General features: G+C 65.2%; 32 protein-coding genes and 6 tRNA genes. 16 read left to right on the forward strand and 22 right to left on the reverse strand.

Going from position 1 to position 25,686, the window contains the following annotated elements:
* Positions 1-16: 16 nt before the first annotated feature.
* The 4 genes from ppk1 to AC5P7I_RS18380 all read right to left on the reverse strand — a co-directional run bounded on the left by ppk1 (position 17) and on the right by AC5P7I_RS18380 (position 5,999).
* Positions 17-2,104, reverse strand: coding sequence for a polyphosphate kinase 1 (ppk1, locus tag AC5P7I_RS18365; RefSeq protein WP_262088316.1), 2,088 nt, complete (start codon positions 2,102-2,104; stop codon positions 17-19).
* A 4-nt stretch (positions 2,105-2,108) separates the two neighbouring features.
* A complete protein-coding gene (gene phoR, locus AC5P7I_RS18370; protein WP_005415460.1) occupies positions 2,109-3,440 on the reverse strand; it encodes a phosphate regulon sensor histidine kinase PhoR in 1,332 nt (443 codons plus the stop codon).
* Positions 3,441-3,546: 106 nt separating this feature from the next.
* Positions 3,547-4,236 (reverse strand): phosphate regulon transcriptional regulator PhoB, encoded by a 690-nt coding sequence (gene phoB, locus AC5P7I_RS18375; protein ID WP_005408258.1) that lies wholly within the window; start codon positions 4,234-4,236, stop codon positions 3,547-3,549.
* A 116-nt stretch (positions 4,237-4,352) separates the two neighbouring features.
* The gene (locus tag AC5P7I_RS18380) at positions 4,353-5,999 is read right to left on the reverse strand and encodes a M48 family metalloprotease (protein ID WP_014646090.1); all 1,647 of its coding nucleotides are present in this window, start codon (positions 5,997-5,999) and stop codon (positions 4,353-4,355) included.
* Positions 6,000-6,141: 142 nt separating this feature from the next.
* Between AC5P7I_RS18380 and grxC the strand changes: the two genes are divergently transcribed.
* The 6 genes from grxC (at position 6,142) to AC5P7I_RS18410 (ending at position 10,880) form a co-directional block, all read left to right on the forward strand.
* On the forward strand, positions 6,142-6,432 hold the full coding sequence (gene grxC / locus AC5P7I_RS18385) for a glutaredoxin 3 (RefSeq protein WP_004154541.1): 291 nt from the start codon (positions 6,142-6,144) through the stop codon (positions 6,430-6,432).
* Positions 6,429-6,821: a carboxymuconolactone decarboxylase family protein gene (locus AC5P7I_RS18390; protein WP_004154542.1), complete on the forward strand. Its 393-nt coding sequence runs from the start codon at positions 6,429-6,431 to the stop codon at positions 6,819-6,821. The genes grxC and AC5P7I_RS18390 overlap by 4 nt, the downstream gene beginning before the upstream one ends.
* A gap of 322 nt (positions 6,822-7,143) precedes the next feature.
* Positions 7,144-8,148, forward strand: a complete 1,005-nt coding sequence (locus tag AC5P7I_RS18395) for an isocitrate dehydrogenase (RefSeq protein WP_014036138.1) — start codon at positions 7,144-7,146, stop codon at positions 8,146-8,148.
* A 248-nt stretch (positions 8,149-8,396) separates the two neighbouring features.
* Entirely contained in the window at positions 8,397-9,140 is a 744-nt protein-coding gene (locus AC5P7I_RS18400) for a cysteine hydrolase family protein (protein WP_134808549.1), read from the forward strand.
* 53 nt (positions 9,141-9,193) lie between these two features.
* The gene (locus AC5P7I_RS18405) at positions 9,194-10,102 is read left to right on the forward strand and encodes a LysR family transcriptional regulator (RefSeq protein WP_032961780.1); all 909 of its coding nucleotides are present in this window, start codon (positions 9,194-9,196) and stop codon (positions 10,100-10,102) included.
* Between the two features lie 25 nt (positions 10,103-10,127).
* Positions 10,128-10,880 carry a sulfite exporter TauE/SafE family protein gene (locus AC5P7I_RS18410; protein ID WP_134808550.1) on the forward strand — a complete coding sequence of 251 codons (753 nt, stop codon included), beginning with the start codon at positions 10,128-10,130 and terminating at the stop codon, positions 10,878-10,880.
* 11 nt (positions 10,881-10,891) lie between these two features.
* Here the strand turns inward: AC5P7I_RS18410 and AC5P7I_RS18415 are convergent, their stop codons facing one another.
* Both AC5P7I_RS18415 and AC5P7I_RS18420 read right to left on the reverse strand, forming a co-directional pair.
* A complete protein-coding gene (locus AC5P7I_RS18415; RefSeq protein ID WP_014646094.1) occupies positions 10,892-11,512 on the reverse strand; it encodes a flavin reductase family protein in 621 nt (206 codons plus the stop codon).
* An 89-nt stretch (positions 11,513-11,601) separates the two neighbouring features.
* Positions 11,602-12,360 carry a Bax inhibitor-1/YccA family protein gene (locus tag AC5P7I_RS18420; protein ID WP_014646095.1) on the reverse strand — a complete coding sequence of 253 codons (759 nt, stop codon included), beginning with the start codon at positions 12,358-12,360 and terminating at the stop codon, positions 11,602-11,604.
* A 180-nt stretch (positions 12,361-12,540) separates the two neighbouring features.
* On the opposite strand from AC5P7I_RS18420, the gene AC5P7I_RS18425 reads away from it, so the two are divergent.
* The 7 genes from AC5P7I_RS18425 (at position 12,541) to AC5P7I_RS18455 (ending at position 14,225) form a co-directional block, all read left to right on the forward strand.
* A tRNA-Pro gene (locus tag AC5P7I_RS18425) sits at positions 12,541-12,617 on the forward strand.
* A 39-nt stretch (positions 12,618-12,656) separates the two neighbouring features.
* Positions 12,657-12,733, forward strand: a tRNA-Arg gene (locus tag AC5P7I_RS18430).
* A 174-nt stretch (positions 12,734-12,907) separates the two neighbouring features.
* A tRNA-His gene (locus AC5P7I_RS18435) sits at positions 12,908-12,984 on the forward strand.
* Between the two features lie 79 nt (positions 12,985-13,063).
* A tRNA-Lys gene (locus tag AC5P7I_RS18440) sits at positions 13,064-13,139 on the forward strand.
* Positions 13,140-13,335: 196 nt separating this feature from the next.
* Positions 13,336-13,411 (forward strand) — tRNA-Lys (locus AC5P7I_RS18445).
* Positions 13,412-13,630: 219 nt separating this feature from the next.
* The gene (locus tag AC5P7I_RS18450; protein ID WP_111205354.1) at positions 13,631-13,999 is read left to right on the forward strand and encodes a hypothetical protein; all 369 of its coding nucleotides are present in this window, start codon (positions 13,631-13,633) and stop codon (positions 13,997-13,999) included.
* Between the two features lie 139 nt (positions 14,000-14,138).
* A tRNA-Leu gene (locus tag AC5P7I_RS18455) sits at positions 14,139-14,225 on the forward strand.
* Between the two features lie 59 nt (positions 14,226-14,284).
* Here the strand turns inward: AC5P7I_RS18455 and AC5P7I_RS18460 are convergent.
* From AC5P7I_RS18460 to AC5P7I_RS18510, 11 genes are all read right to left on the reverse strand, one after another.
* Positions 14,285-15,529 (reverse strand): tyrosine-type recombinase/integrase, encoded by a 1,245-nt coding sequence (locus AC5P7I_RS18460; RefSeq protein WP_049417433.1) that lies wholly within the window; start codon positions 15,527-15,529, stop codon positions 14,285-14,287.
* 66 nt (positions 15,530-15,595) lie between these two features.
* Entirely contained in the window at positions 15,596-15,970 is a 375-nt protein-coding gene (locus AC5P7I_RS18465; RefSeq protein ID WP_005412378.1) for a winged helix DNA-binding protein, read from the reverse strand.
* A 739-nt stretch (positions 15,971-16,709) separates the two neighbouring features.
* Positions 16,710-16,850, reverse strand: a complete 141-nt coding sequence (locus AC5P7I_RS18470; RefSeq protein ID WP_005412379.1) for a hypothetical protein — start codon at positions 16,848-16,850, stop codon at positions 16,710-16,712.
* A 241-nt stretch (positions 16,851-17,091) separates the two neighbouring features.
* Positions 17,092-17,712, reverse strand: a complete 621-nt coding sequence (locus tag AC5P7I_RS18475; RefSeq protein WP_032961789.1) for an antirestriction protein ArdA — start codon at positions 17,710-17,712, stop codon at positions 17,092-17,094.
* Positions 17,713-17,775: 63 nt separating this feature from the next.
* A complete protein-coding gene (locus tag AC5P7I_RS18480) occupies positions 17,776-18,036 on the reverse strand; it encodes a hypothetical protein (protein WP_032961791.1) in 261 nt (86 codons plus the stop codon).
* Positions 18,033-18,215: a hypothetical protein gene (locus AC5P7I_RS18485; protein WP_032961794.1), complete on the reverse strand. Its 183-nt coding sequence runs from the start codon at positions 18,213-18,215 to the stop codon at positions 18,033-18,035. Before AC5P7I_RS18485 ends, AC5P7I_RS18480 begins: the two co-directional genes overlap by 4 nt.
* On the reverse strand, positions 18,212-18,652 hold the full coding sequence (locus tag AC5P7I_RS18490; protein ID WP_005412383.1) for a hypothetical protein: 441 nt from the start codon (positions 18,650-18,652) through the stop codon (positions 18,212-18,214). Before AC5P7I_RS18490 ends, AC5P7I_RS18485 begins: the two co-directional genes overlap by 4 nt.
* Entirely contained in the window at positions 18,652-18,975 is a 324-nt protein-coding gene (locus tag AC5P7I_RS18495) for a hypothetical protein (protein ID WP_005412384.1), read from the reverse strand. Before AC5P7I_RS18495 ends, AC5P7I_RS18490 begins: the two co-directional genes overlap by 1 nt.
* Positions 18,976-19,027: 52 nt before the next feature.
* Positions 19,028-19,627, reverse strand: a complete 600-nt coding sequence (locus tag AC5P7I_RS18500) for a DNA polymerase III subunit beta family protein (protein WP_005412385.1) — start codon at positions 19,625-19,627, stop codon at positions 19,028-19,030.
* Between the two features lie 64 nt (positions 19,628-19,691).
* Positions 19,692-19,862 carry a hypothetical protein gene (locus AC5P7I_RS18505; protein ID WP_004154558.1) on the reverse strand — a complete coding sequence of 57 codons (171 nt, stop codon included), beginning with the start codon at positions 19,860-19,862 and terminating at the stop codon, positions 19,692-19,694.
* 68 nt (positions 19,863-19,930) lie between these two features.
* On the reverse strand, positions 19,931-20,092 hold the full coding sequence (locus AC5P7I_RS18510) for a hypothetical protein (protein WP_154267699.1): 162 nt from the start codon (positions 20,090-20,092) through the stop codon (positions 19,931-19,933).
* A gap of 1,075 nt (positions 20,093-21,167) precedes the next feature.
* On the opposite strand from AC5P7I_RS18510, the gene AC5P7I_RS18515 reads away from it, so the two are divergent.
* From AC5P7I_RS18515 to AC5P7I_RS18525, 3 genes are all read left to right on the forward strand, one after another.
* A complete protein-coding gene (locus tag AC5P7I_RS18515; protein ID WP_032961796.1) occupies positions 21,168-21,497 on the forward strand; it encodes a hypothetical protein in 330 nt (109 codons plus the stop codon).
* A gap of 215 nt (positions 21,498-21,712) precedes the next feature.
* On the forward strand, positions 21,713-22,045 hold the full coding sequence (locus AC5P7I_RS18520; RefSeq protein WP_043033726.1) for a hypothetical protein: 333 nt from the start codon (positions 21,713-21,715) through the stop codon (positions 22,043-22,045).
* 88 nt (positions 22,046-22,133) lie between these two features.
* Complete coding sequence (locus AC5P7I_RS18525) at positions 22,134-22,535, forward strand: response regulator (protein ID WP_125899042.1); 402 nt, start codon at positions 22,134-22,136, stop codon at positions 22,533-22,535.
* A gap of 21 nt (positions 22,536-22,556) precedes the next feature.
* On the opposite strand, the gene AC5P7I_RS18530 is transcribed toward AC5P7I_RS18525, so the two are convergent.
* Genes AC5P7I_RS18530 through terL form a run of 5 tightly spaced genes read right to left on the reverse strand, consistent with a single transcriptional unit; the run spans position 22,557 to position 25,682 of the window.
* The gene (locus tag AC5P7I_RS18530) at positions 22,557-23,009 is read right to left on the reverse strand and encodes a hypothetical protein (protein WP_005412387.1); all 453 of its coding nucleotides are present in this window, start codon (positions 23,007-23,009) and stop codon (positions 22,557-22,559) included.
* Entirely contained in the window at positions 23,006-23,314 is a 309-nt protein-coding gene (locus AC5P7I_RS18535; protein ID WP_005412388.1) for a hypothetical protein, read from the reverse strand. Before AC5P7I_RS18535 ends, AC5P7I_RS18530 begins: the two co-directional genes overlap by 4 nt.
* A gap of 9 nt (positions 23,315-23,323) precedes the next feature.
* Positions 23,324-23,821: a hypothetical protein gene (locus AC5P7I_RS18540; RefSeq protein WP_065426719.1), complete on the reverse strand. Its 498-nt coding sequence runs from the start codon at positions 23,819-23,821 to the stop codon at positions 23,324-23,326.
* Positions 23,818-24,009 carry an LPXTG cell wall anchor domain-containing protein gene (locus AC5P7I_RS18545; protein WP_005412390.1) on the reverse strand — a complete coding sequence of 64 codons (192 nt, stop codon included), beginning with the start codon at positions 24,007-24,009 and terminating at the stop codon, positions 23,818-23,820. The genes AC5P7I_RS18540 and AC5P7I_RS18545 overlap by 4 nt, the downstream gene beginning before the upstream one ends.
* Before the next feature lie 8 nt (positions 24,010-24,017).
* Positions 24,018-25,682, reverse strand: coding sequence for a phage terminase large subunit (gene terL / locus AC5P7I_RS18550; protein ID WP_495222173.1), 1,665 nt, complete (start codon positions 25,680-25,682; stop codon positions 24,018-24,020).
* Positions 25,683-25,686: the final 4 nt, after the last annotated feature.

Raw genomic sequence — 25,686 nt, forward strand, 5'->3', positions numbered from 1 at the left:
GTCCACCGGGGCAGGACTACAGCCCCTGCATCAATGCCATCTGCGCAGAATGCGGGGCTTCGTCGTGCGCCGGCGCACGCTTGTGGTAGAGGCCGTCGGCGTCCAGTTCCCAGGCGTTGAGGTTGTCGTCCAGGTAGTTCTGCAGGACCTCGCGGTACACCCGCTTGGCCAGTTCCGGATCGAGGATCGGGAAGCAGGTCTCGACCCGGCGCAGCAGGTTGCGTTCCAGCCAGTCGGCGCTGGCGCAGTACATCTCCGGCGCGCCGTCGTTGCCGAACCAGTAGACGCGGCTGTGCTCCAGGAAGCGGCCGACGATCGAGCGCACGCGGATGTTGTCCGAGACACCCGGAACGCCCGGACGCAGGGTGCAGGCGCCACGGATGATCAGGTCGATCTGCACGCCGGCCTGCGACGCGGCGTACAGTGCGCGCACCACCTGCGGTTCGTTCAACGCGTTCATCTTGGCGATGATCCGCGCTGGGCGGCCGGCGGCGGCGATGCGCGTCTCGCGCTCGATACGGCCGAGGATGCCGGTGTGCAGGGTGAAGGGCGACTGCAGCAGGCGCTTGAGCTTCATCTTCGAGGCCAGCCCGGACAGCTGCTGGAACAACAGGTGCACGTCATTGCCGATGTCCGGATCGGCGGTGATCAGGCTGATGTCGGTGTACGCGCGGGCAGTGCCGCTGTGGTAGTTGCCGGTGCCCAGGTGCACGTAGCGGCGCAGCTTGCGGCCTTCGCGGCGCACGATCAGCAGCATCTTGGCGTGGGTCTTGTAGCCGACCACGCCGTACACCACCTGCACCCCGGCCTCCTGCAGGCGATCGGCCAGGCCCAGGTTGGCCTCTTCGTCGAAGCGCGCACGCAGTTCGACCACTACAGTCACGTCCTTGCCGTTGCGCGCGGCCTGGATCAGTGCGTCGACGATCAGCGAATCCTTGCCGGTGCGGTACAGCGTCTGCTTGATCGCCAGCACGTTGGGATCGATCGCCGCCTGCCGGATCAGGTCCAGCACCGCGGTGAAGGCATCGAACGGGTGGTGCAGCAGCAGGTCCTGGCGCGCCGTGGTCTCGAAGATGCCGTCGCTGTCGCGCAGCGTGCGCGGGGTCATCGGCGGGTACTTCAGGTCCGGCTGCGCGATCAGGTCGTACAGCTGGATGATGCGGTTGAGGTTGACCGGGCCGTCGATGCGGTACACCGCGTTCTCGGTCAGGCCGAAATTCTGCAGCAGCGTGCGCACGATCTCGCGCGGCATGTCGTGGGCGATCTCCAGGCGCACCGCCGGCCGGTAGCCGCGGTCGACCAGTTCGTCGCGCAGCGCCAGCGCCAGGTTCTCCACTTCCTCCTCGTCCACCACCAGCTCGGAGTTGCGGGTGACACGGAACTGGTAGGCACCCTGGACTTCCATGCCCGGGAACAGCTCATCGACGAAGGTCGACAGCACCGAGGACAGGAACACGAAGTTCTGCGATCCGCCGAGCTTCTCCGGCAGCTGGATGATGCGCGGCAGCGAGCGCGGCGCACGCACGATCGCCAGGTGGCCGGCGCGGCCGAACGCATCGGTGCCCTTCAGCACCACCACGATGTTCAGCGACTTGTTGAGGATCTTCGGGAACGGGTGCACCGGGTCCAGGCCCAGCGGCGACAGCACCGGCATGATCTCGTTGCGGAAGTAGGCGCGCAGCCAGCGCCTCTGGCGGTCGGACCAGGAATGGCGACCGAGCACGCCGATGCCGGCCTCCATCAGCGCCGGGCGCAGCGTCTCGTTCCAGCAGCGGTACTGCTGGTCCACCAGCTCCGCAGCGCGGTCATGGATGGCGTTGAGGATGGCCTGCGGGCTCATGCCGTCCGGCGCCGGCGGCAGGCCGAATTCCTGCGCGTGGCGCACGGCGGCGGCACGGATCTCGAAGAACTCGTCGAGGTTGGTGCAGGAGATGCACATGAAGCGCAGGCGCTCCAGCAGCGGCACCTGCGGGTCCATGGCCTGCGCCAGCACGCGGAAGTTGAAATCCAGCTGCGACAGCTCGCGGTTGATGTACAGCGACGGGTCGCGCAACGGATCGTTGTCCGGGCTCACGGGGAGGGGGAGGGATCCGAGGCTGCTCATGGCGTCATTCTTCGATGGAGGTCAGGGGGGCGGACTCGCGCGGGCGCACGTGGTCGGCATCGAAATGGCAGGAGAACACCGAGCCCTTGCCGACTTCGCTTTCAATCTCCAGCCGTGCGTGGTGCAGGCCGAGGATGTGCTTGACGATGGACAGGCCCAGCCCGGTGCCGCCGCTCTCGCGCGAGCGGCTGCTGGACACACGGTAGAAACGTTCGGTCAGGCGCGGCAGGTGGGTGGCGGGAATGCCGTAGCCGGAATCGCGCACCGCCAGCACGGCGCCGTCGCCTTCGCGGCGGAACTCCACCGCAATGCGGCCCCCGGCCGGGGTATAGCGCACCGCGTTGGTGACCAGGTTGGAGAAGGCACTGTGCAGTTCCTTGGTCGAACCCTGCAGGTCGACACCGGCCAGATCATCGATGCTGATCTGGTGGCGGCCCTGGCTGTGCGCCTCGGCCTCGCGGCGCAGGGTCGCCAGCATCGGCTGCATGGCCACGGTCTCTTCCTCGCTGTGCTCCTGCGATTCCAGCCGCGACAGGGTCAGCAGGTCTTCCACCAGCTGGGCCATGCGCTGGCTCTGCTTGCGCATTTCTTCCAGCATCGGGCCGGTGCCGGGGAAGTCCTCCGGATCCATCATGTCCAGGTAGCCGTGGACCACGGTGAGCGGCGTGCGCAGCTCGTGTGAAACATTGGCCACGAAGTCGCGGCGCACCTGTTCCAGGCGCAGCAGCTTGCTGACGTCGCGGGCGATCAGCAGCCAGTAATCCGACGAATAGGGAATCAGGCGCAGGTTCAGGCGGATCGCCGGATCGACCGGCGAGGGCACGTCCAGGATCGGTTCGGCATTGCGGCCACCGGCCAGCCAGTGGGCCAGCGGCATCGGCTGCAGGCGTTCGACCAGGGCCTCGCCAAGGTCGCCGGGATGGTGCAGGCCGAGCAGGGCGGTGGCCGCTTCGTTGAACCACTGCACGCGCTGGCTGTTGCGGTCCAGCACCACCACCGCGTCGGGCAATGCGGCGGCGGCGGCGCGGTAGCTGCGCAGCATGTCCAGCAGGCGGCGCTTGCGCACGCGCATTTCCACCTGGTTGCGATACAGCAGGCGGTCCAGTTCGTTCCAGACGCCGGTGCCTTCTTCGGCGGTGTCCCAGCGCTGGCGCGCGGTCAGCCGCCGCAGCACGCTGCGCAGTCGCCAGTAATGCCAGGCCAGGGTAGCCAGCGCGCCCAGTGCGATGCACAACCACAGATGGCCCGTGAACCACCCCACCAGTCCGGCGAACAGCAGTACCGCGGCAACGGTGGCCAGGGTCTTCAACCAGGCAGAGCGGATGTGGCGGGGCATTGCGGTCTCGTCGTTGAGGTGCGGCGGTTCACTGGAGTGAACCAAGGGTTATAGCAGAGTTGCCGGCACCGGCACCCGCAGGTGCGCGGTGCCGGCACGACGAGACTCAGGTGGCAGTGGAGAACCGGTAGCCGGCGCCGCGCACGGTCTGCACCATGTTCTCGGCGTTGAACGGTTCCAGCGTCTTGCGCAGGCGGCGGATATGCACGTCGATGGTGCGCTCCTCCACGTACACGCTGCCACCCCATACATGGTCCAGCAGCTGCGCGCGGGTGTAGACGCGCTCCGGATGGGTCATGAAGAAGTGCAGCAGGCGGTATTCGGTCGGGCCGATCGGCACCGGCTGGTCGTTGGCGAACACGCGATGGGCGGCGCCGTCGATGCGGATCGGGCCGACTGCCACGCTGCCGTCCTCGTCGTCCTCGCGGGCACGGCGCATCACCGCACGGATGCGCGCCAGCAGTTCGCGCGCCGAGAACGGCTTGACCACGTAGTCGTCGACGCCGGCTTCCAGGCCACCGACGCGGTCGTTCTCTTCGCCGCGGGCGGTCAGCATGATGATCGGCACTTCGCGGGTCAGCGTTTCCTTGCGCCAGCGACGGGCCAGGTCCAGGCCGCTGGTGCCGGGCAGCATCCAGTCCAGCAGGATCAGGTCCGGAACGCGGTCGGCGATCGCGGTCTGGGCCTCCCGGGCATCGCCGGCGTGGACCGGTTCGTAATCGCCCTTGCGAAGGGCGAAGGCGACCATTTCACGGATCGCGGGCTCGTCATCGACGATCAGGATGCGTTTCTGCACGAGGACACCGTAGGGCTCGGTTACTGGAGTGGTGCCAGTAGACTACGGTTTGATGACATGTTTGTGACTGCCCGGCCGGAACCGGCCTGGATTGCCATCGGCCGGTCATGCAGCGCTCAGCGCCGGTCCAGGTCCGGGTCCTGCACGCCCTGGCGGCGCAGCTCCAGCACGGTCGGGGTGATCGCTTCGATGCGGGCATCGACCCGCGCGCGGCCAATGTAATCCAGCGCCGGGTTGCGCTTGAGCGCCTGCAGCTGCAGCAGCGCCTGTTCCGGCCGACCGCTGAGGAAGGCGGCCTCGGCATAGGCCTCGCTGGCACGCACGCTGTCGCCGGCCAGCTCGCTGGCGCGGGCAAAGCGCTGCTGGAAGACCGGATCGTTACCGCTTTGCGACAACAGGGGGCGCAGCATCGCCTGCGCGCGCTGGCCGGCCTCGCGGTTGCCCTGTTCGTTCAGGATCTCGGCATAGGTCAGTGCCACCGGGCGGCTGTTGGGGTGTTCGCGCAGCAGCTGCTCGAAGCGGCTGTTGGCTTGGGCCGCCTGGCCTGCCCGCGATTCCGCTTCGCCCAGGCCCAGCGCCAGCCACAGGTTGCCGGGATGGGTCTGGAGCAGGCCGGCCAGGGTCTGCCGGGCCTGGCCGGCGCCGGCACGGCCACCGCGCATGACCGCCAGCGCCTGGCCATAGCGCTGCGCATCGTTGAGACCGTCCTTCTGCCGCTTGGCCAGGTCGGCATACTCGCGTTCCAGCTCGGGGGTGGAATCCGCGCTGAGCACGCGCAGGCGCTCACGTGCCCAGTCGAAGTCGCCGCTGGCGCCACGGTTGAGCTGGCCGATCGGGAGGCGCAGCACACTGCTGGGCAGCAGCGGGTTGTTGCCGCGCAGCAGCGGCTCGCCCAGGCTGGGATCGGCCGGGTCCACCCGCTCCTTGCGCTCGCCGGTGGGGGTGCTGGTGGTCAGCAGCACCGTATCCTTCTTCATCTGCTCGGCGCGGGCCTTGGCTTCGCTGATGCGGGTGATGTTGACCGGGTGGGTGCGCAGGAACTCGGGCACGCTGTAGCCCCCTTCGTTGCCACGCATGGCCGCCGACATCCGTTCGAAGAAGCCGGCCATGGCATCCACGTCGTAGCCGCTGCGCGACAGGGTGCGGATGCCCAGGCGGTCGGCCTCGGACTCGTTGGAGCGGGTGTAGTTGATCTGCCGTTGCTGCATCAGGCCCATGCCCGAGCTGATCGCGGCCATCGTCGCGTTGCCGGACGACGTGCTGTTGCTGGCCTGGGCGGCCACCACCGCCGCCAGCATGCCCAGCAGGATCGGGATCTGGTCACGCTGGGCGCGCTCGACGCCGCGCAGCACATGCTGCTGGGTGACGTGGGCGATTTCGTGGGACAGCACCGCAGCGACCTCGTCCTCGCGCTCGGCGGTCAGCACCAGGCCGGCATTGACCCCGATGTAGCCGCCCAGCGTGGCGAACGCGTTGATCTGGCGGTCGTTCATCACGAAGAAGGTGTACGGCTGCCGTGGCTGGTCACTGTTGGAGCCGAGACGGGTGCCCATGGTCTGCAGCCAGTCGTTGACCAGCGGATCTTCCAGCAGGTAGCCGTAGTTGCGCAGCTCGCGCAGCATCATCGCGCCGTACTCGGCCTGGCGGGCCGGGGTCAGCAGCTCGCCGGCCGAGGAGCCGATGTCGGGCAGCTTCTCCTGGGCCTGGGCCAGCGGCATGGCCAGGGCCAGGGTGACGGCGGTAGTCAGCAGCAGGGCTCGCAAGCAGGAGTTCCTCGGGCGGGGCGCGCCAAGCGTGGCAGGGCGGGGGGCAACCATTCGTTAATCCACAGTGTTGCGGCCGTGGCGTGGAAATTCCAGCGCACCGGTACCATATGTAGACCGTCGATCCATCGTGGAGTTTCCCGTGACAGCCCAGACCGCCGGCGGTGCCCCCGCCATCACCATCTATTCCACCGCCGTCTGCCCGTACTGCGTGGCCGCCAAGAACTTCCTGAAGAGCAAGGGCCAGCAGTGGACCGAGGTCCGCATCGACCTGGACCCGGCCGAGCGCGAGAAGATGATGGCGCTGACCCGCCGCACCAGCGTGCCGCAGATCTTCGTCGGCGACGTCCATGTCGGCGGCTACGACGACATGATGGCCCTGCACCGTGAAGGCAAGCTCGAGCCGCTGCTGGCCGGGCAGGGCCAGGCATGAGCGCGGCCGACGACGGCAGCAAGGACCGCATCGCCGAGTTCACCGAGTTCCGCAAGCGCATGAACGAGCGGATCCTGGGTGAGCCGAACCAGGTGGTGCGCCGCTTCTTCGCGCTGGACACGCAGACCTACCAGGCCGGCGCGCTGGACGTGAAGACCAAGGAGCTGCTGGGCCTGGTGGCCTCGATGGTGCTGCGCTGCGACGACTGCATCAGCTATCACGTGGCCCAGTGCAAGGACGCCGGCGTCACCCGCGAGGAGTTCTTCGAGACCTTCTCGGTCGGCCTGGTGGTGGGCGGATCGATCGTGATCCCGCACCTGCGCCGCGCGGTCGACTTCCTCGACCAGCTTGAAGGTGGCGCCGCCGCCCCGGCAGCGCACGAGCACTGAGGGGCGTGCCGGCCGCTGGCCGGTATTCCCTGAATCCGGCATGGCCGGGGTTGCCGGCCAGCGGCCGGCACTACCGCACCCGCGAGGGGCCTTCCCACGATCCAACAGCCCAGGAGCCCCCTTGTTGTTCAAGGGGGCGCGCCGACAGGCGCGGGGATAAGGCGGAATGCGCGGGCAATTCTGCCTGGGCCGGGCACTGGGACCATGGTCTATTTGGGACCTCGGCCCCGGCTCAGGCATAATTGCCGGTGAAACTTCCTTTGCGCCGGCGTTTCCGGGCACGTCCGGACGGCGTTTTTCCCCCTGTTCGGAACATCGATCAATGACGCAGAAAATTACGGTCATCCGCGGCGACGGCATTGGCCCGGAAATCATGGACGCCACCCTGTTCGTGCTCGACCAGCTCAAGACTGGCCTGGAGTACGAAGACGCCGACGCCGGCCTGGTGGCCCTGGAAAAGCATGGCGACCTGATGCCGGCAGTGACCCTGGAATCGATCGCGCGCAACAAGGTCGCGCTGAAGAGCCCGCTGACCACCCCGGTCGGTGGTGGCTTCACCTCGATCAACGTCAGCCTGCGCCGCCACTTCGACCTGTACGCCAACGTGCGTCCGGCCCACACCTTCCCGAACACCAAGTCGCGTTTCGACAACGTCGACCTGATCACCGTCCGTGAGAACACCGAAGGTGCCTACCTGGCCGAAGGCCAGGAAGTGTCGGCCGACGGCGAAACCGCCTTCTCCGGCACCCGCATCACCCGCAAGGGCTCCGAGCGCATCGTGCGCTACGCCTTCGAGCTGGCCAAGAGCACTGGCCGCAAGAAGGTCACTGCCGTGCACAAGGCCAACATCATCAAGTCGACCTCGGGCCTGTTCCTGAACGTCGCCCGTGAAGTCGCCGCACAGTACCCGGAGATCGAGTTCCAGGAAATGATCGTCGACAACTGCTGCATGCAGCTGGTGATGCGTCCGGAACAGTTCGATGTGATCGTCACCACCAACCTGTTCGGCGACATCATCTCCGACCTGTGCGCCGGTCTCGTCGGCGGCCTGGGCCTGGCCCCGGGTGCCAACATCGGCAAGGACGCGGCGATCTTCGAAGCCGTGCACGGCACCGCGCCGGACATCGCCGGCCAGGGCAAGGCCAATCCGTGCGCGCTGCTGCTGGCAGCCGCGCAGATGCTGGACCATGTCGGCCAGCCGGAAAACGCCGAGCGCCTGCGCAAGGCCATCGTGGCGACCATGGAAGCCAAGGATTCGCTGACCGGCGACCTGGGCGGCACCGGCACCACCATGAGCTTTGCCCAGGCCATCGCCAGCCGCCTGTAAGCGGCCGGCCGACCTCGGTTGGATCCACAGCGGGGCGCCTTCGGGCGCCCCGTTGCGTTGTGGGCCGGCCCGGTAGATCCACGCCGTGCGTGGAATGACGGGGCCTTGGTCCGCAGCCACCCATGGGGTGGCTCTACATGGAAATTGTCTGTGCGTACATTGCACAGATCATGTGCCGCTACGCGGCTGGTTCGTGCGTCATGCGCTCCGCATCCTGTGCCCACTTCCCAACGCACTGGAGCTCGAACATGAACCTCACCGCCTTCGGCCTGGCCAGCCTGATCGGCATGGCCACCACCGCCCCGGTCGCCGCCGCCGAGCCGGCCCATCCCACCATCCGCCACATGGCTGGCGCGCCGGTCGCGACCTCGCTGGATGCGGCAAAGACCGCCGTGCTGGTCATCGACTTCCAGAATGAGTACTTCGATGCCACGGCCGCACCGGGCCTTGCCGGTGGCCGCATGGTCATTCCCGATGGCGTGGCCGCGCTGCGGCAGGCGAAGCGGGTGGTCGAATTCGCCGATGCTCATGGCATCCGCGTGATCCATGTGCAGCACGTGCTGCCGGCGGGTGCGCCGCTGTTCGCACAGGGCAGCGTCAATGCTGCCTTCCATCGCGACCTGCAGCCGCGCCAGGGCGAGACCGTGGTGCAGAAGGACAATGTCAGCGTGTTCGCCGGCGCGTCCTCCACCGTGCTCGACCCGCTGCTGAAGAACGCCGGCATCGACACCCTGATCGTCACCGGCCTGCAGACCCATGCCTGCGTGGCTGGTGCCGCGCGCGACGCGGCGGCCGCGCCCCGTGGTTACCGGGTGATCGTCTCGTCCGATGCCAGCGCCAGCCGTGACCTGGACCTGGCTGGCGGCCGGCGCATCGGCCATCGCACGCTGCATGAAGCCGCTCTGGCCCAGATCGAGGACGCCTTCGGCGATGTCATGACGACTGACGCGATCCTGGCACTGCCGGTGCGCAAGGCCGGCGACGGCGCTTGATAAGCTGGCGGGGCCCGCATGCCGCGGGCTCCGCCACGTGGAGCTGCCCGCCGATGGATCACTTCGCTGCCCTGCGTGCACTGCGCGCCATCGTCGATGCGGGCAGCTTCACCGCGGCAGCCGAGCGCCTCGGTACCACCCACTCGGCGATGTCGCGGCAACTGCGGCAGCTGGAAGAACACCTGCAGGTGCGCCTGCTCGATCGCAACAGCCGCCGGCTGTCGTTGACCGAGGCCGGGCGCGACTACTACCGTGAGGCGGCAACGCTGCTGGACCGCCTGCAGGAAGCCGACGACCGTGCCCGTGCCGGGCAGGCGCAGCCCAGTGGAAGCGTGAGGATCAGCGTGCCGCAGGTGGTGGCCAGCCAGGAGCTGCCGCACTGGCTGCCGTCATTCCTGCAGCGTTACCCCCAGGTCACGCTGGACCTGTCGGCCGATGACCAGCTGGTCGATGTGGTCGGTGGTGGTTTCGACCTGGCCCTGCGCATCGCGGCTTCACTGCCGGACAGCCAGCTGGTCGCGCGCGAGCTGGCCAGCTGCCCGCGCATCCTGGTCGCCGCACCGGCCTACCTGGCACACCACGGACTGCCGCGGCAGGCAGCGGACCTGGCTCATCACACGCTGCTGGGTTTCAGTCCCACGCCAGCAATGCCGCCCTGGCAGTTGCAGGGGCCGCGCGGCGCAACCGCGAGCATCGAAGCCGGGCAGCGCCTGCGCGTGGATGCCACGCCCGCACTGTACGCCGCCGCGCTGGCCGGCATGGGCATCAGCCTGTTCACCGCCTTCACCGTGCAGGAGGATCTGCGCGCCGGTCGTTTGATCCGCGTGCTGCCGGCCTGGCATGCGGGCCAGCGACGCTACTTCGCGCTGTACCCGCATGCACGTGCACTGGCGCCCAAGGTGCGTGCGCTGGTCGAGCATCTCGCGGCGCACTACGCTGCACAGGTGAGCGCGGCAGGGTAGTCGCGCGGTTGCAGCCGGGGTGATGATGGAGTCGGTGTATCTGCTGGTCGCGCTTGGCGCGATCGTCGCCGGATTCGTACAGGGCCTGTCCGGTTTCGCCTTCGGGATGGTAGCGATGTTGTTCTGGGCATGGGGGCTGGAGCCGCGACTGGCCGCTGCGCTGTCGGTGTTCGGCGCGCTGGTCGGTCAGCTGGTGGCCGTGTTCACCGTGCGGCGTGGCTTCAACCTGCGCCTGCTGCTGCCGTTCGTGCTGGGCGGCCTGGCGGGCATTCCGCTCGGCGTGATGGTACTGCCACACCTGGACATGGACTGGTTCAAGGCGCTGCTGGGCGGCTTCCTTGCGCTGTGGTGCCCGGTGATGCTGATGGCGCGATCATTGCCGCCGATCCGCGTGGGTGGTCGTATCGGTGACGCGATCGCCGGCATGGCAGGTGGGGTGCTCAGCGGCATCGGCGGTTTCGCCGGACCGGTGCCGACGCTGTGGAGCACGCTGCGTGGCTTCGGCAGGGACGAGCAGCGCGCGGTCATCCAGAACTTCAACCTGGCGATGCTGGCAGTGACCATGGCCACCTATGTCGGCAGCGGCCTGGTGAGCCGGCAGATGCTGCCGTACTTCGCCATCGTGGCGCCGGCGATGCTGGTGCCGACCCTGCTGGGTGCGCGCGTCTACATCGGCATCAGCGAGGCGCGCTTCCGGCAGATCGTACTGAGCCTGTTGACCGCGTCGGGCATCGCATTGCTGGCGTCGTCGATGCCGGTGCTGCTGGCGCGGCCGTAACCGGTTGAACGTCAGGTCGGGCGGAACATGCGGAAGCGCTGTCCGGCGCCGATGCGGAAGTAGTCGGCAGGCCCGCCGCCGCGCAGGATCGGGGCCGCCGCAGCGGTGTCGTAGATGCCATCGACCAGCAGCCGTTCATCGATATGCACCGTCACCACTTCGCCCAGCACCAGCCAGCCGTTGGTGTCCTGGCCGGCGGCATCGCGCAGGCGGACGATCTGCGTGCAGCGGCATTCCATGCTTACCGGGCTCTGTGCCACGCGGGGCGGTGTGACCTGCGTTGAGGCCAGTGGCGTCAGGCCGGCAAGGACGAACTCGTCGACATCCGGCGCGACCGCACGGCAGCTTTCGTTCATCGCCTCGGCCAGGTCGAAGGTGGCCAGGTTCCACACGAATTCACCGGTGGCTTCAATGTTGCGCAGCGAGTCTTTGCGGCCCTGGCTGGAGAAGCCGATGATCGGCGGGGTGTAGTTGAAGGCGTTGAAGAAGCTGTAGGGCGCCAGGTTCAACGTGCCCTGTGCGTCGCGGCTGGAAATCCAGCCGATCGGGCGCGGGCCGATGATGGCGTTGAACGGGTCATGCGGCAGACGGTGGCCCTCTGCCGGGCGGTAGCTGTGGAAGGTGTCGGGCATGGGGGCAGGGGACGTGTGGGCTTGCTCGACTCTACAAAAAAGCCGCGACCCTTGCGGATCGCGGCTTGTCTCTCTCGGCGTGGCTGGACTCAGCGCTGCTGGATCTTCGACAGCAGGCGCAGGAACTCCACATACAGCCAGACCAGGGTCACCATCAGGCCGAATGCGCCATACCACTCCATGTACTTCGGCGCGCGCTGGGCCACGCCGGTTTCGATGAAGTCGAAGTCCAGCACCAGGTTCAGCGCCGCCACGACCACCACGAACAGGCTGAAGGCGATGCCCAGCCAGCTGGAGTCGTGGATCACCGGCACGTTGATGTTGAAGAAGCCCAGCACGAACGAGGCCAGGTAGAGCAGGGCGATGCCGCCGGTGGCGGCGACCACGCCCAACTTGAAGTTCTCGGTGGCCTTGATCACGCCGCTGCGGTACGCGAACAGCAGCGCAAACAGGGTGCCGAAGGTCAGCAGCACGGCCTGGAACACGATGCCCGGGAACTTGGCGTTGAACAGGGCCGAGATGGCGCCGAGGAACACGCCTTCCACCAGCGCATACATCGGCGCGGTGACCGGCGACCATTCCTTCTTGAAGATGGTGATCAGCGCCAGCACCAGGCCGCCGATGGCGCCGCCCATGGCATACAACCTGGCTCCGGCCATGACCTGGCCGTAGTCGTCGATGGTCTGGTTCCAGGCGAAAGCGGCCGTCAGCACGGTCAACAGCAGCAGGAAACCGGTCTTGTTGACGGTGCCGTTGAGGGTCATTGCCTGGTCGGGGCTGGTCACCACCGAACCGCTGGCGAGGTCGAGGAAGGTCGACTCGGAAAGAGCCGGGTTGCCGCTGCGCATGCGTGTTCTCCGTGCGAATGAGGGTCAGGACGGCCATCCGGCCGATGGGCGTGAGCATAGCCGATGACTGCTTTCGGCGTTGTGGCAGGCCGTGGAACTGCGCATCCTTCGTTGACAGTTCCCAACGCGCTTGGCGACAATGACCAACTCCCCGGGCCTGACCCGAGGGGATTGCAAGACCGGGGTATAGCGCAGTCTGGTAGCGCGCCTGCTTTGGGAGCAGGATGTCGGGGGTTCGAATCCCTCTACCCCGACCAATCCCACGTCACGTCGGATTGGACACCGTTCCGGTTCGGGCGCCCGTAGCTCAACTGGATAGAGCACCGGCCTTCTAAGCCGGCGGTTACAGGTTCGATTCCTGTCGGGCGCGCCATTGGCGGGACAGCGGGATCGCATCGGCGGATGTGAAGAAGTGCTTGCAAAAGCGTAAAGACTCCACCAGAATATCGGACTCGCTTCGGCGGACCGGAACTTCGGTGACAGTCTCCAGGCAAGGTTTCAAGGTTCCAGTGCTGGCGGTATCGGCGGTGGAGCGAAAGTTTCAGTGGTGGCTGTAGCTCAGTTGGTTAGAGTACCGGATTGTGATTCCGGTGGTCGGGGGTTCGAATCCCCTCAGCCACCCCACTGATTCAACCGCATCGGCGCAGCCGAAACGGTATTGCAATAAACAGAAAGCACGTTACAATGTGCGTCTGAGTTTCACGGGCCGTTAGCTCAGTTGGTAGAGCAGTTGACTCTTAATCAATAGGTCCAAGGTTCGAATCCTTGACGGCCCACCAAGACGGAAGCCACCTGGTACGCCAGGTGGCTTTTTTCTTATAGGTGTGACCCTTTCGTTTCAATGGGCCACACGTTGCAGGGCCCCACCTGGCGTGGATCTGCAACGCATCGGGATCGCAGTGCTGGTTTCAACGATGTTGAAGAAAGTGCTTGCACCCACCGAGCGGATCGGGTCATAATTCGCGCCCCGATTTCGGGCTGTTAGCTCAGTTGGTAGAGCAGTTGACTCTTAATCAATAGGTCCAAGGTTCGAATCCTTGACAGCCCACCAGACGAAAGCCACTTGGTCATCCAGGTGGCTTTTTTCTTGCCCGCACGCCGGTTGCGCTTCATCCACGCATGGCGTGGATCCACTGAAGCAGTGCTGAAATCAGGGGCATACGCGTCATCAGTGCTTTCAATGCTGTGCACTGCTTCTCACCGCATGGCGCCCTGCATCGCACCCAATAGATCTTCCGCGCCGATGGCGCATGCAGGAAGGAAGATGTTGATGGCTGAGATCACTCGATTGCACGGCACGGTGTGGATTCCCTTCGCGTTGATGGCACTGGCGGCCTGCACGCCGGGCAATGATCCCGCGCAGGCTGTCGAGCGTGATCCGGGCGCAGAGCGCATTCCGGCGCGCCAGATCGACGACGCCATGCAGTTGCGGCCGGCCCGGCCCGCGGAGGGGGAGGTCCTGCCCGGCGCGGTGGACGTACAGCGCAATGCGGACGGTTCGGTGGATGTGCGCAGGGCTGCGCCGGCGTCGGTGGCCCTGCGTCGCACCGACGATGGGGGCGTGGAGGTCCGGAAGGTGGATGCGGCCGTCGACCCGGGCTCAGGCGCGGCGCCGGCCCGCACGGTACCGCAGCAGTAGGCTGCGGCCAGCCCGGCGGGTCGCGCACCCGCCAGGCTGGCCGCGATGCAGCGATGGCGCGGAGCGTAGTGGATTCAGCTTTGTGCAGGCCTTCCGATTCCAGTCGCCGCCTGCGACAATGAACACCTGTGCCGGCCACGCGAAAGTGGCGGAATTGGTAGACGCCCTGGATTTAGGTTCCAGTGAGGGTGACCTCGTGCGGGTTCGAGTCCCGCCTTTCGCACCATCTGGCCGAGCACAGATTGCCTAAGTGATTGAAAAATAAGCTGGCGACGGTCAGTTGTCCTATTGGATTCCCGCTTTGGCAATTGATCCCTGTCTCGGAACGTCACCTGTTCCGTTCGAGGCGGCTGGGAGGCGGAACTGCTCCAGTGCAGACATGCCTTGGAGCGATTGCTCGGCCAGTACCTTCGCGTAGACCGCTGAGGTGGTCTGGATGTCGCGGTGTCCGAGCCACTCCTGCACGAGCTTGATGTTGCCGGTCGCCAGCAGCAGCCGAGTGGCGCACGTATGGCGGAGCGCATGCGGTACGCACTCCTTCTCGGAAGCGAGATGTGTCCCCTTGATGGCCCATTGCCACAGCCGGTCGGCGCGCGTGCGATTGAGCATCGTGAAGGGGCCGTCCGATGTGGCCGCCAGGGCGTCCTTGCGCCGCTGTAGAACCTCGGCGACACGGGCGGTGCAGGGTAGGGTGCGGGGACGCCCCTTCTTGAGCGTAGCGTGCCGCCAGAAGCGGACGTGGAGCCTTCCGCCCTGATCGACTACTTCGGACCACCGGATGCCGATGGCCTGGCTCATGCGGCAGCCCAGGTCGGCGAGGCACACGAACAGGTCGCGGTAGTCCGCCCCGTCGCGCACCCGTGGGTGCCCTCCGGCAGGGCCGTTCGGGAGCGTGTCCCACTCCAGCAGCCGCGCCAGGATCAATTCCTCGTCCTCAACGTTCAGGACGAACGTGCGTGCGTTGTCCCTCTCGTCGGCCAAGCTGTACTCGGGCAGCTCTCCCAAGAACCGGCCGGCCTTCCTCTCGCGTTTCAGTAGGGCAAGGAGGCACTGCATCTTGCGGTTCACGGTGGCGGGAGCCGCCTTGTCGGCGAGCATGCGCTGCGCCATGTCGTTGACCGCGGCCTGCGTGATGTCGTTGATGGGCGTTTCCTCGCCCAGGTAGCTCTGGACCACCTTGCAGTTGGTACGCACGGTGTCGATGGACCGGAGCTTGCCCCAAAAGTTGCGGTCGTCCAGCGCGTCGTCCATCGCGTCCTTGAGGGTGCGCTGGCGGACCTTGGCCTTCGCCACGGCCATCTGCACCGACCGGGACTTGCCCCGAATCAGCTCCCGCAGCGCGTCCTCTGCAATCTCGGGGTCGTCGCGCAGGGCGTCGAGGACCGCCTGCTCCTTGCGCTCGGCTGCCACGCGGTCGCGGGTGCCGGTGGACAAGCGCACGCGCCGGTATCCCTCCTGCACGTCGAGCATGTAGTAGCGCTTATCGGGCGCACCCGGCTTGGGCGCGGTCCCTTTGAGGCGAAGGGCCATGTGTATCTCCAGAAATGAAAAAGGCCCGCACTAGGCGGGCCTCGGGGCACAACGGGGTGTTGGGGGTTAGGCGGCTGCGACGCGCGCCGTCACCTTGCGGTTGACACGTTCTGCGAGCGAAGCCAGCCAGTGCAGCGCCTTGGTCGTCGGGAAGATCAGGTTGCGCTTGCGGTAGGCGGGATCAGGGCGCTGCTCTAGGAAGTCAGGCCCCGGCTCGCGGTTACGCTTGATAGACGACAGGTCGAGCACATTGCGGCTCACTGCGGAGGGAGAGAGTCCGCCGAGGACGCGCTCAAGGTCCACCTGCTGAATGCCCGGCTCGTCCACAACGGCGAGTAGGGTGAGGATGCGGGTGGCGGTGATGTCCTCGTCGATCTCTTCCCGGAAGGCTGACAGTGCGGTTGTGAGAATGGCCGTCAGTTCTTTCTGCGAGAGATTCATGGTGCGCTCATTTTCCGTAAGGGGATGGTTCCCCCTTGGGAAACCATCAGGGTCTATCTTGGAGCCGCAATGTAAGGATTACAAGGCCCAAGCCAATGTTGATGGCATTCTTGCCAATTTTGTCCATCCAGAAACCACGCTGCCAAGGCGTGGGGGAGGGGTCGATTCCGATCTCATATCCAAAGGCTTTCACGAACAGGTCCAGGTACTTCTGCCCTGCGAAGGGGCCGTCCTGTCCCCTGCTCACGGCGTTGTAATGCGCCGCCACCCCCGGCTGCGCTCCACAAAAAGGTCTTACGTTTCAGTGTTTTAAGAACGGTAGTGCCAGCATCGCCGCCAGGGTCACAATGGCCCCGACCACGGATGCAAAAAACAGTCCTTGCCCTACGCGGACTACCGCGCTGGCTATTGTCCGTCTCACCGTACTCATAGACTGAGAACGCCCCCCTGGTCGTCTGCGGATGCGCAGCCCGACAGCATGACGCTGCCGTCGGGCAGACTACAGGCCACAATGATGGCGCGTCCGTAGGAATCAAGTACCACGGGAGAGATTGATCCCGACTGGTGCAGTGAAGTCATGGCCGCGGGGTCTCCGTTGGGGCCGCGGGTGGGACCGGATACGACACCCGCCAGCCACAGTCCTCGGGGACGACCGAGAACTGGACGCGCTCGTTGAGTAGGCCGAGCATCGCGCGGAGAGCGCCGCGCTTCTCGTTATGGTCGAAATTGATGGTCCGAATCATTCGGGCACCTCGTAGGTCCGTTCATGCAGGACCAAAACCTCCCGCTCGAATACCAAGAACGGGCCGAACTGGTGGACGCGGAGGGCCACGTTGACGATCACCAGGGTCGAGTTTGCGGTGAAATCTGCGTTACGCATATGTAAGTCTCCTGTTATGCAAGTGCTACAAATGGAACAATGAGTGCCAAATATCGAGATTGGCCTTATGATTAGGGCTGAAGGGCGTGATCGCCACTCCCGACCCCAAGGACCGTTCGATGATTGACCCCCGCGTAGAAGTCGCCATTACGGCCCTTCACCTAGTCGTATGGGTGTGGACTAGCTCGGTGCCGGCGCATCGCACATACCTGTATTGGCGCAGGGTCTTGCGGAAGCGGCGTTAGCGGCTCCAGAAGTAGAAGCCGCTCACCTCAAACGCGTCACCGTTGAGCCGAATGTCGCGGCCATAGCTCTCGTAGTCGAAGTAGCGGGAGAGGGCGTCGGGCACGCCGTGGAGAAGCCCCGATTCGTCCACATAGTTCTCGGCAAAGTCGGCCCAGCTATCGAACTGGCCCACGTAGGCTTCGTGGAACTGCTCCACGGTCACATCGTCGAGGCCCTCGTGGTCGCAGAAGGCCGTGTAGGCAGCGCGTTCGGTGTCGTTGTGCAACTCGTCCAGCCGCTCTTGCAATGCGCACAGCTTGTCCAGGTCGGGGTGCTCGCCCCAGGTATCCCCGAACACGTCGTCGTAGTCGTGGACGGCCCACTCCTCGGCGCTGGCGACCTTGCCGCTTCCGCCACACGCCGTGCATTCCGCCCCGCCGAATACTCGGGGGACGTATGTGGTTCCAGTACCGCCGCAATCCGGGCAATCAACGGTCACGTTCGGGTGCGGCGACTCGCGCAGGATGCGGGCAATCTCATCGCGCACGTCGTCGGCGTCGCGTCCCTCCAAGTCGATCCACTCGCCGTGCAGGACGCCAGCGTTATATGAGGCAAGGCAGGCAACGTAGATTTGCATGGTGTGCTCCAGAAATGCGAAGGCCCGCACTAGGCGGGCCTCGGGATCAGGGGTGGTTATCGGTCAGTGCGCCCAATCGGGCTTGACGTTCAGCAGGTAGGCGGCGGCCACTGCGCGGGCGGTGTCCTCGTCGGCCACGTCGGCAATCCACCACCAGCGGTCCTTACCGGCCCAGCGGTAGACGCCCCAAAACTGCGCGGCCATCGGTGCGCAAGGCTCGACGCTCCCGTCGAACTCTTGGCGGGGACCGTAGGAGACCGATCGGTCGCCCAGGGTGACCAGCTTGTCACCGGCAGGTACAGCCAGCTCGTTGTCATTGCTCATTGCGACAGGCCCTTTGCGTGTTCGATGGCGCGATCCAGTGCGCCGGGGATGTTGTGAAAAATGCCGTGGCGTGTCGAGTGGGTGAGGCCGATTTTGTAGACCTCAAAATGGTTCGGCCCCTTGCGCAGCACCCATGCCTTTTCGGTCTCGAACAAGATGTCCTCCTCGCGGTAGCTCATCGCGCGGCTCCCATGCCCTCGGCGATCCATGCGCGGGCCTGCTGCTCGGCGCGGGCCACGCCATCGGCGGTCTCGTGGTTGATGCCGTTCCTCGACAGCCACCCGCCCAGCGGGTCGGCGATGTCGTAGGCCCAAACGCCGCTCCACTGCTCGCCGACCTCCTGCCAGAGGCGGTGCAGCATGCGCGCCACCTCGACAAGAAATTCGGAGTCCTCAATGCCCAGCGGCGCGGTGCTCATCGGCTCGGGCCACGTCCACCCGCTCGCCAGCTGCGCGAGGTCGATGGGGTCGAAGTCGGTATCCCTGATTGCGCGGTTGACCACGGTGGCGAACTCCTCGGCTTGCTGCGGCGTCATCGCGGTCGCCGCCAGTTGTTCGTGATAGCGCCCCGGCTGTGCCAGGAACACGTTGCGGGTTCCGTAGGTGCGCAGTTCCATCACAGCACCCCCAGCCCGCGCAGCACCGGCATCACCAGCGCGTTGGTCTCGTCGTTGTCGCTCCAGTCGCTCGCGGCGTCGTCCCCGTTCTCCCAAATCAGGAGCACAAACCCCGCCTTTGTTGCGTCCGGGCGGTAGAACCGCAGGTGATCGTGGTCGGTAGAGGCGAGGGCCTCCAACACTTCTTGCCGGTCGCGGCTGTGCCGCACCGTGGTTTCTTCGCCGTCGTAGACGCCGAGCGAGTAACCAGCGGCGAGGGCGGCATCCACCAGCGCCACGGCTATGCGCTTCGCGCTCTCGGGGGCGTAGTTGTCGAGGTTCATGGCTTTCTCCGGGCAACAAAAAAGCCGCCTTGCGGCGGCTGATGGGTTCGGGTTAAGCGCGGAGCGCGTCGCTGCACAGGGCTTCCGGGTATGACGAGTCGCGCATTGGCATGACGATCAAAGACGCGCACCTGATGCTCGGATCGGTGATGCCGCCAATACCGAACATGGCCGCCACGTCGCCGCCAGTCACCGGAATCAGTGAAGTGGCCTTGCCGCCGAATGCCTTGCAAATTACACCGGCCGCCTTCACTACGCCTTCGAGGACGGCAGGCGCGAATCCGGACAGCTTGAGTTCGTTCGGCTTGGACACCGCAGCACGCCAGTCCGGGTAGGTTCCATCAACGGCAGCAAACTCAATGGCCTGGCCTCCGCGCTCCGCCTTGAACCGGCTGGCATCGCCCACGGCGCTGAAATAGACATCGCCCTTCATCTTGGCGACCAGCTCGCACGCATTGCGCGGCACGATGATCTTGCCAATGTCCCACGGCAGGCTGGTACGCACCACAAGCATGCGGTGGCCGTCTGTAGCAACGATGATCGCACCATCGGCGTGCGACTCAATCAGCACGCCATTCAAGTAGAAGCGAACGTCATTCTTGGGGGCCACATGCAGAGCGGCGGCGATCAGGGCGGAAGGAATTTTGTTCATAGCTTTCTCCGGGCAACAAAAAAGCCGCCTTGCGGCGGCTTCGGGGGATTGGGGTAGGGCGCTGTTAGAGGAACAGCTTGGTCAGCGTGACGATGCCAGCCACAAAGGCCGTGGCGACCACCAGCGGATACCACCGGGTCTCCATCATCAGCTTGTCGCTCTCGCGGTTGATCTTGCGAATCTCAGCGGTGAGCTTGCGCACTTGCAAGTCCTCCAGTGGTCCATTGGTGCTCATGGTAGCTCCAAAAAAGACCCGCCGTCACACGTCGGCGGGGTGTGGAAAACCGGGTTGACGAAAGGGGATCAGATGACAACGGGGGATGGACAAGGCGCAACTTGGGTGCGGTTCTTGTGTGCCTGGCGCTCCCGCTCGTTGAGTCGGGCGCGGTGCTCGCGGATGCCGCGGCGGATGCAACCGGCCACGTAGTAGTCGCGGGCGGTCATATCAAACGGGATCATCGTCATGGGTTGCTCTCCAGTGAATCGGACCACCAAAACGCCCCATCACAACGGTAGGGGCGCTTTGGCGGTCAGACTCATGCTCGTAAGGCATGGAATCTGACCGTCGCCAGCTTCCGGGAGCGCCTCCAGCTCGCCTAGGAATCCCGTACAGATGGCCCCGCTCTTTCTGGCGGTGACCCGGTATCCGTGGCGGCCTTCATCGGCCCTTACACTTCCCGGCGCGGCTAGTGTTCCCAGCTCCCCGCGTTCTGCCGTGGGCGGCGCTCCTGCCTGCCCCTTTCCTACTGTCCCGACCGCACCCTGCGGCCGTTGTTCGATGGTGGGCATTATGCCCTTTTGCTCCCGGTTTGTCAATCACTCCCGGTAGGGGGATGGTTGAGCCGGACGTTACCTGCGGTGCGCTTAGGGGCCTTTGGGGCTAGTCCTCAGTGCTGGCGGGATAAGCTCTAGGTGCTGTCGATCCATCGGTCGCACGTCTGTCGCCGCCTTTTCCGCTGCCGCCGTGTTGCTGGCGACGGGTATAGATTAGATCAATCCCCGCATGGCTGTCAATACCCCGATGGCAACGATTTTGGATGGTCGCAGGGAGCGCCTAGCGCGCGCGTGGGGAGCTTCTATAGGCGGGGCGGTAGGGGTGCCCGTGGCGGGCCTTGCGTGGGCCGTGGTGGCGCATTGGCTGGCCGTGGTGGGCGGCAGGTGGGCATAGGCCGGGCAGGGTGTGCCGAGGTGGTCGGCAGGTGTGCCGAGGTGGTGCCGAGGTGGGCGCGTGGCGGTCAGGGCAAAAAGACAGATAGGGACAGACAGGGGCGCGAACGTTTGAGCGCGGATGTCCGCAGGTTGCCCAGGTATCGCATGGGATTGCCTAGGCACTGGATACCTAATCCGGTGGTTCACCTTTGGAATCAGTAGGTTAGCCGAGGTGGTGACGCCGCAGGTGACGCGAAGGGGGCGCATCGTGCCTTACGCTACAGGGGGCGACCCCCTACGGGGGGTGATCGCGCCGTTCCAAGTAGTTGGATACTCCTTCGGAAATTTGCCGCAAACCTTTCGACCACCTCTGTCACTTCGAGGAGACGTTATGTACGCCCGCCGATACACGATAAGAACCGCTACCGCGATCACCGTCCTGGCCTTAGTGCTCGCAGGACTCCCTGCCGCGTACTTTCAGACCGGCGTAAGGAGCGCTGAGGAGTTGCGTTCCTGGAACGAGCAGATCATCGAGAACGACGCCTCGCCGCAGGTGTTGGTTGATGAGGCGGTGCGGACGTTTGACGCCGCGACGAATGACCTCATCAGCAACCGCAATTCCCGCAACCTGTTTCTCCAGCTCGCTTTGGGCATCCCGGCGCTCGCTTGGATTGGTGCGGGCGTGGTGCTATGGGTCATCAAGGATGGGACGGAGGTCTAGTCCGCCGCAGTGGCACCCAAGGAGGACAGAGGAACACCCCAGGAGTGCATAGGAGAACTGTAGCTCTACTTGATGGTGAATACCAATGAATAGAACTCTATAGTCCTGCTAGAGTAATACTTAGGTCTTACTATGATAGCACCCTTGTCAAGCCCTCCCAGTGCTCCGTGGTCGAATAAACTTAGCGGTTGGCATAGACATTACAACGAGCATCTATGGCATCGCTCAATACCCTCCTCATTCGCTTGGCGGCGCTGGTCACTGTCCTCTCGCTGGTCTGTGCTGGAGTGCCCGCCGCATATCAGCACGCGAAGCTTCGAGCAGCACGGGAGCTGGTCGAACGTACCCGCGAGGTCATAAACGATGACACGACCTCGTACAGCGTGGTGGCCGATGCGGTGCCAATTCTGGATTCTGCACTGACTGAGGCCGCGCAGCACGAGCACATGAGAGGCCTACTCGTGGAATTCACGATTGGCGTCCCGCTGATCGTTTGGTTTGTCGTCTTGGCTGTAATGTGGTGGTTCAAGGATGAAGAATTGGCGTGATAGCTGAACTGTTCACTTTCAGGTAGAGTCGTTTCCTGTCTTTTAACTGGCCGTCGTGTACGGTACGAACCGTTTGGGGAACGTAGGCGTGGGAGAACGCGCGATGGCTACGGATGCATACAGCCAGGGTCGGCTCGGCTCGTTGTTGGTCATGGAAGATGATCCTGACCTCTCAGGGATGTTGAAGGAAATCCTGGCGATGCAGGGTTACGAGGTCGATGTGGTCGCCTCCGCTGCCGATGCATTCGACCGCATAGAGGCGAAAGCATTTCACGCGGCGATCTTAGACATCCAGACGCAGGACGGAGCATCAATGTCCGTCGCCGATTACCTGCTGTCGCACCGAATTCCCTACATGTTCGCGTCCGGGGTGCCGAACCCGCAGCTCCCTGACGCTCACCAGTGGGCGACCTTTCTCCCGAAGCCGTACCGCATCAAAGAACTCATGAGCGCCCTTGATAGGACTCGCCAAATCGGCATTCCTGTTTAGGCGCGTCCATGCGCCAGTAGTTCAGGTCCGGCGTTTTAGGAAACGCTTTGTAACCGTGTCGTAGGTCTGCACCGGAGGACCGCTGTAGAGGTCCGTCGAGCAGGCCATGAGGACTGCTTCGGTCGCGTTGTGGCCTGCCTTCATGGCGGCCAGGGCAATCGCACCACCACTACCGGCGACGAGGAAGTCGCGCCGGAGGTCGAGAGGGAGACCGTCGTGGTAGAAGGCCACCGGGTTGTCCCGCAGGCCGACCACGAGGATCGTGTACTCGCCCTTGGTCAGTTCGTCGAATCCCTCCGACAGCTCGCGCACGGCTCGCTGGATGTGGGAAGTGGTGCCCGCGCCGAACACCACCAGGTCGCGCCCGGTGGTGTCGGTGGTGCGGTAGAACTTCTCCTCCTCGTACCGCAGATCACCAGCGGTGACCTGCGAGTCGATAGCAACGAGCCGGCCGTCAAAGGCCAGCGTGGTCACTGCTTGATGTGCTCCCGCCAGTAGCTCGGGGTGAACGCAGCCCACTCGATGTCGTTCACGTCATCCCACAGGCGCTCCGCGGCATTCCGCAGGTGCTCCCACAGGCCGCCGAGGACGACGTAGGGCAGCGCCAGGAACACGACGACGAACAGCCAGCCGGTGTAGGTGCGACGGGAGGTCTCGCGCAGGCGCTCCAGGAGCCACTGCGAGGCGAGGGCAATGCGTAGCGCTACGTACCCCTTAGCGCGCTCGTAGGCGCGCACCAGGCGCTCGCTGGCGCGGTTGTAGATGGTCTTGAAGTTCATGGGTTCCGGTTAGGTGTTGCGGATGGTTGCCAGGGCCTTCGCGTAGAGCGCGTCCCAGGTGTCACGGTGCGGCTTGCCCGGCCGCCAGTTGCGGACGTAGTAGTCCCATGCGGCCTGGGGGTTACCCAGGGCGGGCAGCGGACGCGGATCGGTGAACAGCAGCAGGCGAGCGAACGCACAGGCGAGCACGTCGTCGGAGGCGAGCGCCTCGTTGACCGCAGCGGTCGAGGGACGCTCCAGACGCGCGGAGACGAGCTGTGAGGCGCGTGCGGAGGTCGCCGGGTGACGGAGTACACCTGCGGTGCCGCCGCCCGCCTCGAACTGCCAGAAGCCGCGTGCGGGGCCTTTGATCTGCCTGCGGTGCTCGAAGCGAGATTCCTGGAGACCAATGGCGAGCAGCATGACCTTCGCTTCGGGAGTGAAGGCCACGCCGGGGAGCAGCCGGGCCGCCGCGGGGATCAGGTTGTCCCTGACCTCCACGAGGCTCGGCAGCTTTGCGTCGGTCATACCGGCGCGTAGGGGTTCGACTGGCCGCCCTGGGTGTGGCAGCAGGGAGCGTGGTTGCAGTCGCACGGCGTTACCGGCGCGGGTGCGCTCGGGCCGTCGTTGTCGTCGTCGTTCTTGCGGCGCAGGAACAGGTACAGCAGGCCAGCGGCGGCGAGCGCCATCAGCCACGCAGCGAGCGTGTTGGACATTGGGTCTCCTACAGGATGTCGAGGTAGTTGTCGGGTGACGGCATGCGGCCGGTCACGGACTGGATGAAGGAGGCGTACTCGCGGTCGAGCAGCTCCTCCAGGTAGCGCTGCTCCTCCTTGGACACGTCTCGGGAGAGCTGGTCGGCCCAATACTTCACGGCCATCGCCAGCGCTTCGAGGCGGTCGTCGTGGCGCAGTGCGCCGCGGTCGCGCGTGATGCGCGTCAGCTGGTAGCACAGCTGGTACTTCTGTTCGGACTTCTGATCGGCGCGGATGATCGAGGCATCGACCACCAGGCGGTGCTGGTTCAGCACCGGCTCCAGCACGTCGATGATTCGGTTCTCCTTCGAGGTGCCGTAGTGCTTCACCTCCTCGATGGAGCACGGGTACACGCGCGCCAGGACGCCGGAGAGCATCTTGGCGAACATGCCGTCACCGAAGTTCGCCTCAATGAGGACTGCGGAGACCTTCTCGGCGCGCGCGATGTGCGCCAGGGTCTCCAGCGTGTCGTCGTCGTAGCCGCCCTTGGTCGCACCAGCGCGGCGCGCGTAGAGCATGCCGCGAAGCATGCCGACGACCGCGTAGCCGGTTTCGTCGCCACCTCGGCCCGAGGTGTCGATGGCGAGTACCTTGCCGGTGAACTCCTCCATTTCCGAGGCGAGGTACATGGGCCGGTACAGGCGGTCGCCAGTGAAGCCCACGGACGGGATGTCGCTGACGATGTACTCCGGGCCGCTGCTGTAGACCACGCGGATCGGAGCGACCTCGCGGTCCACGTCCATCACGATCAGGTCGGACAGCTTGAGCGGGTACTTCTCGGCGTCGGACAGCGACGCATCGAGCATGAACTGGAGCATGAAGCCGGAGCGTCCGTAGGACGCCTCGCGCTCCATCAAGTCCTCATCGGAGAAGCGGACGCTCTCGCAGTTCTTCCAGGCGAGCTTGGGGTTCGCGTCGAACGCATCGGCGATCATCGGCGCGAGGCGGTCGCCGTACACCTGACGGTGCTTGGTGTCCTTCGGGTAGCGCGCAGGCCAGATGCGGATGACGTAGCCGCGCTCGGGCAGCTTGTTGTAGAGCGACTCCTCGGTCTGCGGAGTGCCGAGGTAGATGATCTCGCCGCCAGGCTTGAGCACCGCGTCGAACTCCTTGACCAGCTCGGCGAGCTTCTCGCGCTGCACGACGGTCATGGAGTTCTTTGGGACTTCGATGTCGTCCGCGATGATGGTGTCGGCGCGGGAGCCGGTGAGCTGGCCGTTGATGCCGACCGACTTCACCGAGGGCGACTGATCGGGCTGCGCGGGACCGACATCGAACGCCAGGTTCGAGTTGCGCTGGTCGGGACGCGGGCGCAGGTGTTGCAGCTCAGGCAGGGTTTCGATCAGGCGCTTGACGAACACCGAGAACGCATCGGCGCGTTCCTTCGATGCCGAGACCACCATGATCTTGTGCTGGGGGTCTTTCCAGAGGAGCCAGCAGACGTAGGCGGCCGTCACCCAGGACTTGCCGACGCCGCGGTACGCCATGATGACGCGACGGCGCGGGCCGGTTTTCAGGAACTCGCAGATGTCGTACTGGATCGGAGTGGGGCTTGGTAGCCCCAGCTCCTTCCAGACGTACCAGGCGAAGTTGCGGAAGTCCTCGAAAGGGTGACGAACGTGGAGGCTCGTCATGCCC

This window comes from Stenotrophomonas sp. YJH_SMC_138 (assembly GCF_059369855.1).